Consider the following 11,022-nt stretch of genomic DNA (forward strand, 5'->3'; position numbering starts at 1 on the left):
GGCTCCTGAGTGTCTGTCGCGGGTCAGCGCGGGCCGAACTCGTCGTCGATCAGCGCGAGGAGGTCGTCCGGGGACGCGGCGTCGAGGTCGGCGGTGGCGTGCGCGGGCTTCTTCGCCGCCCAGGCCGCCACCAGCCGCTTGAGCCGTCCGTCGATCTCCGCGTCGCCGGGGTCTGCGCCGTCGAGCAGCGCTTCGAGCCGGGTGATCTGTTCGGTCACCGCGGCGCCCGCGCCGGTCTCGGGGGCGAGTTCGGTCTGGAGGTACTTGGCCAGCGCGTCCGGCGCCGGGTAGTCGAAGACGACCGTCGTGGGCAGGGTGAGGCCGGTCGCGGCGGCCAGCGCGGTCCGGAACTCGACCGCGGTGAGCGAGTCGAACCCGAGGTCGAGGAAGCCGCGGCCGGGGGCGATCGCGGCCGCCCCGGCGTGGCCGAGGACGGCCGCGGCCTGCCCCCGCACCAGGTCGAGCAGCGCGCGTTCCTGCTCGGACTCGGCCAGCCCGGCGAGCTTGAGCCGCAGCGCGCCGGCGTCGGCGGCAGCGGCGGTGCGCCGGACGGCGGGCACCAGGTCGCGCAGGACCGGCGGGAGCTGTCCGGCCGCGGCGGCGTCGGCGAGACCGGCCTTGTCGAGCTTCACCGGCACCGACGCGGCCACGTCCGCGGCCAGCGCCGCGTCGAACAGCGCCAGTCCTTCGTCCAGGCTCAGCGCGGGGAAACCGTTGCGGCTCAAGCGTTGCCCGGCCTGCGTGCCGAGCGCGCCGCCCATGCCGTCCGCCCAGCGGCCCCAGGCCAGCGAGCGGGCGGGCAGGCCGAGCGCCCGGCGGTGCACGGCGAGACCGTCGAGGAAGGCGTTGGCGGCGGCGTAGTTGCCCTGACCGGCGTTGCCGAAGACCCCGGCGGCCGAGGAGAACAGGACGAACGCGGCGAGCTCGTGGCCCTTGGTCAGTTCGTGCAGATGCCAAGCGGCGGCGGCCTTGGGACCGAACACGGTCGCGAGCCGCTCCGGGGTGAGCGCGCCGACGAGTCCGTCGTCGAGGACACCGGCCGCGTGCACGACCCCGCTCAGCCGGGGGATCCCGCCCAGGAGACCTTCGAGGGCGGCGCGATCGGCGACGTCGCAGGCTTCGACGCGGACGTTCGCGCCGAGCGCCGTCAACTCCTCGGCCAGCTCGGTCGCGCCCGGGGCGTCCGGGCCGCGTCGGCTGGTGAGCACGAGTTCCGTGACGCCGTGCGCCTGGACCAGATGCCGGGCGAGGTGGGCGCCGAGTCCGCCGGTGCCGCCGGTGACGAGCACCGCCCCGCCCGCCAAGTCCGTCTTGGTTCCGGCGGCGCCGCTCACCAACGCCAGTTTCGGCGCGTACAGCTTGCCTTCACGCAGCAGCAGCTGGTCCTCGCCGGTGGCCAGCGCCTTGCCGAGCATCGAGGTGTCGCCGTCGCCGTCCACGAGGACGAACCGGCCCGGGTTCTCCGACTGCGCGGCGCGCACCAGACCCCAGACCGCGGCGGCGGCGGGATCCGCACCGTCCTCTTCGGACAGTGCGACGGCGCCGGCGGTCAGCACGACCAGGCGGGCGGCTGGGGACTCCTGCACCGCGGCGAGCACGGTCGCGGTCGCCGTCCGCGCCGCGTCGGCCACGTCCCCCGCGGGTTCGGCGAGTTCCAGGACGACGGCTTCGGGCAGCTCCGCGCCGACGTCCTCAAGACGGGCCCACGACGTTTCGCCGTCGCCCGCCGGAATCGGCGACCAGACGATCCGGTGGAGCGATTCGCTCGGCTCCGTCACGGCCGCCGGGCGTTCGCCGAAGGTCACCTCGGCGGACAGCACCGGGGCTCCCGCGAGGTCGAACACCGCCAGCTCCCCCGCCGGGCTCAGGTGCGCCCGGACGGTGGTGGCGCCGGTTGCGTGCAGGGTCACGTTCCGCCAGGAGACCGGCCAGCCGCGTTCGGCAAGCACCGGGTCGAGCAGGCTCGGGTGCAGGCCGTACAGCTGCGCGCTGTCGTCCGGCAGGGTCAGCTCGGTCGAGACTTCGGGGAGGGCCGGTGCCGGTGCGGGTGCCTCGACCAGGAATCCGGTGCCGTGCCGCTGCCAGCCCGCGCCGGTCCGGGTGTGGACCGAGACCGGGCGACGGCCGTCGTTCTCGGCGCCGACGGAGACCTGGACCTCGCGGTCACCGGTCAGCGGAGCCTCGACGGCGAATTCGGCGAGCGTGCTCGCACCGACCTCGTCACCGGCCCGGATCGCCAGTTCGACGAGCAGCGTGTCCGAGGGGTCGGCGGGGAGAACGCCGGTGCCCAGGACCGAACCGTCGTCGGCCGAGGTCACCGCGGACGCCAGGACCGGGTGACGCAGCCCGCCCGCGACACGCGCCACGGCGGGTTCGCGCAGCCAGTACCGCTCGTGCTGGAAGGCGTAGGTCGGCAGGTCGACGACGCGCGGTTTCGCGGGGGCGAAGAACGCGGACCAGTCGACGTCGATCCCGCGGACGTGCAGGCGGGCCAGCGCGGTGACCGCGGTCTCCGGCTCGTCCTTGTCGGCGCGCAGGGCGGGGATCGCCTCGCTGGTCCCCGCGGCCAGTGCCGAAAGCACCGCGGCAGGGCCGATTTCGAGGAAGGTGGTCACGTTTTCGGCCGCGAGGGCGGTCAGCGCGTCGGCGAACCGGACCGGCTCCCGGACGTGGCGCACCCAGTACGCGGGGTCGGTCAGATCAGCCTGCTCGGCGACGGTCGACACGATCGGGATCCGCGGTTCCGAGAACGACAGTTCCCGCACCACGGCGGCGAAGTCGTCGAGCATCGGGTCCATCAGCGGCGAGTGGAACGCGTGGGAGACGTCGAGCCGCTTCACCTTCCGGCCCCGGGCTTCCAGCGCCGAGGCGACGGCGAGCACCGGTTCCTCCGCACCCGAGAGCACGACGGCGTCCGGGCCGTTGACCGCCGCGACGGCGACACCGTCGAACTCGGCGACCTCGGCTTCGGTCGCCTGCACGGCGACCATCGCGCCGCCCTCGGGCAGCGCCTCCATCAGCCTGCCGCGCGCTTCGATCAGCTTCGCCGCGTCTTCCAGCGAGAACACGCCCGCGACGTGCGCGGCGGCGATCTCGCCGATCGAGTGCCCGGCGACGAACGCGGGACGGACACCCCACGACTCGAAGAGCCGGTAGAGCGCGACTTCGAGGGCGAAGATCGCGGGCTGCGCGGTCCCGGTCCTGCTCAGGTCACCATCGAGCGGGAGCAGCGCGGCGACCTCGTCGTAGGCCTTGGCGAACGCGGGGAAAGCGTTGTACAGCCCCTGCCCCATGCCGAGTCGCTGCGAACCCTGTCCGGTGAACAGGAACGCGAGACGGCCGGACGCGGGTTCGCCGGAGGCCAGCGTCCGCAGTCCGGCGCCGGGCTCCCCGGCGACGACCGCGCGGTGCGCGTGGTGGGTGCGGGTGGTCGCCAGCGAGAAGCCGGTGTCGACGCTCAGGTCTACTGTGGACAGACGGGAGGTCTGCGCTGCCAGGGCCTCCGGTGTGCGCCCGGAAACCAGCAGAGGCACTACGGGCAGCGTGCCCGAGGGCTCTGGCTCGGTTTCGGCCGGGGCCTGTTCGAGGACGACGTGCGCGTTGGTGCCGCTGATGCCGAACGACGACACCCCGGCGCGGCGCGGGCCGCCGGTCTCCGGCCACGGCGTCCGCTCGGTGAGCAGCGCGATGTCGCCGGCGGTCCAGTCGACGTGCGGGGTCGGCTCGTCCACGTGCAGGCTCGCCGGGACGACACCGTGGTTCATCGCCTCGACCATCTTGATGATCCCGGCGACCCCGGCGGCGGCCTGCGTGTGGCCGATGTTCGACTTGACCGAACCGAGCAGCAGGGGCCGCTCACGGTCACGGCCGTAGGTGGCCAGCAGCGCCTGCGCCTCGATCGGGTCACCCAGCGGCGTGCCCGTGCCGTGCGCTTCGACGACGTCCACGGTGGACGATTCGACACCGGCGTTGGCCAGGGCGGACCGGATCACGCGCTGCTGCGAAGGTCCGTTGGGGGCGGTGAGACCGTTGGACGCGCCGTCCTGGTTGACCGCACTACCGCGCACGACCGCGAGGACGCGATGCCCGTTGCGGCGGGCGTCGGAAAGACGCTCCAGCACCAGGATCCCGACGCCTTCGGCCCAGTTCGTGCCGTCGGCAGCCCCGGCGAACGGCTTGCAGCGGCCGTCCGGGGCGAGTCCGCGCTGCCGCGAGAACTCGACGAACATGTCCGGTGAGGCCATCACGTTGACGCCCCCCGCCAGCGCGAGCGAGCACTCCCCCGACCGCAGCGACTGCGCGGCCAGGTGCACGGCGACCAGCGAGGACGAGCAGGCCGTGTCGACGGAGACGGCCGGGCCTTCGAGACCCAGCGCGTAGGCGACGCGGCCGGAGACGACGCTGCTGAAGGACGCGGTGCCGAGGAAGCCTTCGACCTGTTCGGGAATCGCGCTCAGCCGCGAGATGTAGTCGTTGGACAGGGCACCCGCGAAGACACCGGTGCTCGTGCCGCGCAGGGACGCCGGGTCGATGCCCGCCCGCTCCAGCGCCTCCCACGACGTCTCCAGGACCTGGCGCTGCTGCGGATCGATCGCCAGCGCTTCACGCGGCGAGATCCCGAAGAACTCGGCGTCGAAATCTCCCGCGTTGTAAAGGAAAGCGCCCTCGGAAGCGTAGGTGGTGCCGCGGTGGTCGGGGTCCGGGTGGAACAGGGAGTCCAAGGGCCAGTCACGGTCGGCCGGGAAGTCCCCGACGCCGTCGCGGCCCTCGGCGACCAGCTGCCAGAGCTCGGCGGGCGAGGTGACCTCGCCCGGGTACCGGCAGCCCATGCCGACGATGACGATCGGATCGTCGTGGATACCGGACCCGGCCGCGACGGGGGTGATCGCGACCGGGGCCGGCGTCTCGTCCCCGACGAGCTCGCCGCGCAGGAAAACCTTGAGCGCGTCGGGCGTCGGGTGGTCGAAGACGAGCGTCGCGGGCAGCCGGAGACCGGTCGCGGCGCCGAGACGGTTGCGCAGTTCGACCGCGGTGAGCGAGTCGAAGCCGATTTCGTTGAACGCGCGGGTCGCGGCGATCCCGGCCGCGTCGGCGTGCCCGAGGACCAGCGCGACCTCGCGGCGCACCAGGTCCAGCAGCAGTTCGTCCCGGTCCGGCGCGGGCAGCCCGGCGAGTGCGCGCCGCAGTTCGCCCGCCTGCTCGGCGGTGGCTGTCTTGGCCTTGGCGCGGCCGGATCCGCCGACCAGCCCGCGGATCAGCGGCGAGATCGGGGCGTCGCTGCCGCGGACGGTCGCGCGGTCGAACTTGAGGCCGAGCAGGACGGCGTGGTCGAGGCCGACCGCGCGGTCGAACATCGCCAAGCCCTCTTCCGGGTCGATCGGCGGGAAACCGCTGCGGCGCATGCGTTCTTCGCCCGCGTCGCCGAGTTCGCCCTTCATGCCACCGGACCACAGGCCCCACGCGACGGACTGCGCGGCGAGGCCTTCGGCGCGACGGCGGGTGGCGAGGCCGTCGAGGAAGGCGTTGGCGGCGGCGTAGTTGCCCTGGCCCGGGTTGCCGAGCACGCCGGCGGCCGAGGAGAACTGGACGAACCAGCGCAGCGGGAGTTCCGCGGTCAGCTCGTGCAGATGCCAGGCGGCGTCGGCCTTGGGGGCGAGGACGCGGTCGAGGCGTTCGGGGGTCAGCGCGTCGATCGGAGCGTCGTCGAGGATACCGGCCGCGTGGACGACGGCGGTGAGCGGATGCTCGCCGGGGATGGCGGCCAGCAGCGTGGCGACGGCTTCGCGGTCCGCGCTGTCGCACGCGGCGATGGTGACTTCGGCGCCGAGCGCCTGCAACTCCTGCGACAGCTCGGAAGCACCGGGCGCGTCGGGGCCGCGACGGCTGGTCAGGAGCAGGTGCCGGACGCCGTACCCGGCGATCAGGTGCTTGGCGAGCATCGCGCCGAGACCGCCGGTGCCGCCGGTGATCAGGACGGTGCCCTCGGGCTCCGGGCCGCGCGGGATGGTGAGCACGACCTTGCCGATGTGCTTGGCCTGGCTGAGCAACCGGAACGCCTCCGGCGCGCGGCGGACGTCCCAGACGCGGCGCGGCAACGGCTTCAGGACACCGCTCGCGAATAGGTCCAGCACTTCGGCCCACATGCGGGAGAACGGCTCGGGGCCCGCTTCGATGAGGTCGTAGGGCCGGTAGTGCACGCCGGGGTGGTCCGCGGCGACCTCTTCGGGGTCACGCAGCCCCGCCTTGCCCATCTCCAGGAACCGGCCGCCGCGCGGCAGCAGCCGCAGGGACGCGTCCACGAAGTCGCCGGTGAGCGCGTCGAGGACGACGTCGACACCGCGTCCTTCGCTGGTGGCGAGGAAATGCTGTTCGAAGTCGAGGGTGCGGGAGTTGGCGATGTGGCCGTCGTCCAGCCCTGCCTCGCGCAGCACGTGCTGCTTCGCGGGACTGGCGGTGCTGTAGACCTCCGCGCCGAGGTGGCGGGCGATCTGGATCGCCGCCATGCCGACGCCGCCGGCGCCCGCGTGGACGAGGACGGACTCCCCCGCCTTCAGCCCGGCGAGTTCCTTGAGCCCGAAGTAGGCGGTGAGGAACACCAGCGGGACGGACGCGGCTTCCTCGTCGGTCCAGCTCTCGGGAATCTTCGCGCACATCGAGCGCTGCGCGGTCGTGATCGAGCCGATGCCGCCGATCGCGACACCCATCACGCGGTCGCCGGGTACGAGATCGTCCACTTCGGCCCCGGTTTCCAGCACGACACCGGCGATCTCGTTGCCGAGCGGGCCGGGCTCGCCCTCGAACATGCCGAGGACGTTGAGCGCGTCGCGGAAGTTGAGACCCGCGGCTCCGACGACGACCCGGATGTGCCCGGGCTTGAGCGGCTCCAAGGCCTGGGGGCAGGGTTCGAGCCGCAGTTCCTCCAGCGTGCCGCGCGCGGCCATGCCGAGACGCCACGCGGGTTCGGCGGGCGGGCTGAGCTCGTCGGCGCCGGGGACGGGCGAAAGGCGCAGGGCGGCGAATCCGCCGTCACGCAGGATCAACTGGGGTTCGCCGGTCGCCAGCGCGGCGGTGAGTTCGGTATCGGACAGGTCGCCGGTCTCGGTGTCGACGAGGACGACCCGGCCCGGGAGTTCGCTCTGCCCGGAGCGGCCGAGGCCCCAGACCGCGGCGGCGGCCGGATCGACCCGGCCGGGACCGATGGCGTCACACGTGACCAGCACGAGTTTCGCGTCGGCGAACCGGTCTTCGATGGAGAACTGCTGCAGGACGGCGAGCACTTCGCGGGTGGCGATGCCAGCGCCCGCCGGGTCGGTGAACACCGGGAGCACGACCACCGGCGGAACGGCGCCGCCGCCGACCCGGCCGTGGTAGGCCCACTCGACCTGCGCAGGCTCGGCCGGGGTGGGCACCGGGGTCCAGTCGAGGCGGAACAGCGAGTCGAGACCGGGGGTCGCCGAGGTGACCGGAGCGAGTTCACGCAGGGTCAGGGAGCCGATGGTGACGACCGGCGCGCCGGTGCCGTCGGCGGCGCGCAGGGTGACCGCACCCGAAGCAGCGGGCGTGAGCTTCAACCGCAGCGCGGACGCGCCGGTGGCGTGCAGGGTGACGTCCTGCCAGAGGAACGGCAGTTTGGCGCCACCCGGTTCCTCGCTCATGAGGCCGATCGCGTGCAGACCGGCGTCCAACAGCGCGGGGTGCAGCCCGAAGCGCTCGACGTCGGCCTTCGCGGTGTCTTCCGGCAGCGCGGTCTCGGCGAAGATCTCCTCGCCGAGCCGCCAAGCGGCCTTGAGTCCCTGGAAGACCGGGCCGTATTCGAGGCCTGCGGAGGCGAACACCGGGTAGACGTCGGCGACGTCCACGGAGACGGCGTCGCGTGGCGGCCACTCGGCCAGGTCGAAGGTCGCGGCCGGGGCCTGCGGTGCCAGGGTGCCCGAACCGTGCAACGTCCAGGCGCCTTCACCGGCGCGGGAGTACACGGCGACGGCGCGACGACCGCTCTCGTCCGGGCCCGCCAGGACGACCTGGACGTCCAGCGGACCGGCCAGGACCATCGGTTCGCGCAGGGTGAGTTCTTCCAGATGCGCGCAGCCGGCTTCGTCACCGGCCCGCAGCGCGAGTTCGACCAGCGCGGTGCCGGGCACGATGACGGTGCCCGCGACGGCGTGGTCGGTAAGCCAGGGGTGCGTGGACGGCGAGATCCGGCCGGTCAGCACGACTCCGGCGCCATCGGCGAGCGGGACGGCCGCGCCCAGCAGCGGGTGGGCGGCGTCGGCCAGGCCGAGCCCGCCGGGGTCGCCCGCGCTGTGGCCGCCGCGCAGCCAGTAGTTCTCACGCTGGAACGGGTACGTCGGTAGATCGATCGTGCGGGCGCCGGTGCCGTCGTGGAACGCCGTCCAGTCGACGTGGGAGCCGCGGACGTGCAGTTCGGCGAGCACGGTCATCGCCGTCCGGGCTTCGGGGCGGTCCTTGCGCAGCACCGGGACGACGAGCGTGCCTTCCGGCGGCAGCGTCCTCGCCGCCATGCCCGCCAGCACCGCGTCCGGGCCGATTTCGACGAACCGGGAAACGCCTTCGCCGCGCAGGAAACCGATGCCGTCGGCGAACCGGACCGGCTGCCGGACGTGGCGCGGCCAGTAGCCGGGCACGGTGACCTCGTCGGGTCCGGCGAGGCGGCCGGTCACGTTGGAGACCACCGGGATCGACGGCGTCCCGTGCGGGATCTCTTCGGCGATGGCGCCGAATTCGGCGAGCATGCCGTCCATCCGCGCGGAGTGGGACGCGTGGGAGATGTTGAGCCGTTTGATCTTCCGGCCGCGTTCGGCGAACTTCGCCGCGAGGGCCCCGGCGGCGGCTTCCTCACCGGAGACGACGACCGAGTCGGGGGCGTTGAGCGCGCCGATGGCGAGGCCGTCGGTCAGTTCGGCCGCGACCTCCTCTTCGGTGGCCTGGATGCCGATCATCGCGCCGCCCGGCGGCTGCGCCTCCATCAGGCGGCCGCGCGCGGTGATCATCCGCGCGGCGCCTGCCAGGTCCCAGACCCCGGCGACGTGGGCCGCGGCGAGTTCACCGGCGGAGTGCCCGACGACGTAGTCCGGCCGGGCGCCCCACGACTCCAGCAGGCGGAACAGCGCGACCTGCAGGGCGAACATCGCGGGCTGGGCGAAGGTCATCCGGTCGAGCAACCGCTGGTCGTCGCCGAAGACGACGTCGGCCAGCGGACGGTCGAGGTGCGCGTCGAGCGCGGCGCACGCCTCGTCGAAAGCGGCGCGGTACGCGGGGAAGGTGTCGTACAGCTCGCGGCCCATGCCGCAGCGCTGGGCGCCCATGCCGGAGAACAGGAACGCGGTGCGCCCGAGCAGCGGCTCACCGGTGACGACGCCGGGAGCGGGTTCGCCCTCGGCGAGCGCGGTCAGCCCGGCCTTGAGGTCTTCCACGCCGGTGCCCACGATCGCGGCACGCGACTCCAGCGCGGTGCGCGTGGAGGCCAGCGACCAGCCGAGATCGAGCGGGTCAACGCTATCCACTGTGGACAGAAGGTCGGCGGCGGCGGCTTTCAGCGCGGCGGGACCGCGAGCCGAAAGCGGCCACGTCTGGACGGCGGGCGGCGTCCGCTCCGGCTCGGCGTCGTCGTCGGAGGGGGCCTGCTCCAGGATGACGTGCGCGTTGGTGCCACTCATGCCGAAGGACGACACCCCGGCACGGCGCGGACGGTCGCCGGTGTCCCACGGCTTCGGTTCGGTGAGCAGTTCGACGGCCCCGGCCGTCCAGTCGACGTGCGGGGAAGGCTCGTCCACGTGCAGGGTGCGGGGCAGCACGCCGCGGCGCATGGCCTCGACCATCTTGATGATCCCGGCGGCACCCGCGGCGGCCTGTGTGTGGCCGATGTTCGACTTGATCGACCCCAGCCACAGCGGGGTTTCCCGCTCGCGGCCGTAGGTGGCCAGCAGCGCCTGCGCCTCGATCGGGTCGCCGAGGGTCGTGCCGGTGCCGTGCGCCTCGACGGCGTCGACGTCGGCGGCGGTGAGCTTCGCGTTCTTCAGCGCGGCACGGATGACACGCTGCTGCGCCGGGCCGTTGGGCGCGGTGAGACCGTTGGACGCGCCGTCCTGGTTGACCGCGGAACCCTTGAGGACGGCGAGGATCCGGTGCCCGTTGCGGCGGGCGTCGGACAGCTTCTCCAGCAGGAGCATGCCCGCGCCCTCGGACCAGCCGGTGCCGTCGGCCGCCGCGGCGAACGCCTTGCAGCGCCCGTTCGGCGCCATGCCGCGCTGCCGCGAGAACTCGACGAACGTCTCCGGCGTGGCCATCACCGTGACGCCGCCCGCCAGCGCGAGCGAGCACTCCCCCGACCGCAGCGCGTGCGCCGCGAGGTGGACCGCGACCAGCGACGACGAGCACGCCGTGTCGATCGTGACCGCCGGACCCTCCAGCCCGAGGGTGTAGGCGAGCCGTCCCGACAGCACGCTGTTGGACGAGCCGGTGCCCAGGAATCCTTCGACCTCTTCGGATCCGCCGTCGAAACCGGAGACGTACTCACTGCGCATGGCACCGGCGAACACCCCGGTGGCACTGCCCTTCAGCGCGGCCGTGTCCAGCCCCGCCCGTTCGAACGTCTCCCAGGTGACCTCCAGCAGCAACCGCTGCTGCGGGTCCATCGCCAGCGCTTCCCGCGGCGAGATGCCGAAGAAGCCCGCGTCGAACTCCCCGGCGTCGTGGAGGAATCCGCCTTGGTCGCTGTAGGTGGTGCCCCGGTGTTCCGGGTCCGGGTGGTACAGCCCGTCGGTGTCCCAGCCCCGGTTCGCCGGGAACCCCGTCATCCCGTCCCCGCCGCCGTCGACGAGATCCCACAGTCCTTCCGGCGAGGTGACCCCGCCCGGGAACCGGCAGGCCATGCCGATCACGGCCAGGGGCTCGGAGCCGCTCTCCTCGGCTTCTCGCAGACGGCGCCGCGTCTCGCGCAGTTCGGCGGTCAGTCGCTTGAGGTAGTCGAGCGTCCGCTCGTCGGTGGTCATGACGGTGGTC

The 11,022-nt window shown here is 73.3% G+C and carries 1 protein-coding gene; it reads right to left on the reverse strand.

Going from position 1 to position 11,022, the window contains the following annotated elements:
* Positions 1–23: 23 nt before the first annotated feature.
* Positions 24–11,012 carry an SDR family NAD(P)-dependent oxidoreductase gene (locus tag AB0N89_RS05375; RefSeq protein WP_364200436.1) on the reverse strand — a complete coding sequence of 3,663 codons (10,989 nt, stop codon included), beginning with the start codon at positions 11,010–11,012 and terminating at the stop codon, positions 24–26.
* Between the last annotated feature and the right edge of the window lie 10 nt (positions 11,013–11,022).

The sequence above is a fragment of the Amycolatopsis sp. NPDC089917 genome, from assembly GCF_040684635.1.
Lineage (GTDB): Bacteria > Actinomycetota > Actinomycetes > Mycobacteriales > Pseudonocardiaceae > Amycolatopsis.

Bases quoted from the DNA above. Each gene is read 5' to 3' on its own strand.
- AB0N89_RS05375 (WP_364200436.1), bottom strand. From the start codon at position 11,012: ATGACCACCGACGAGCGGACGCTCGACTACCTCAAGCGACTGACCGCC.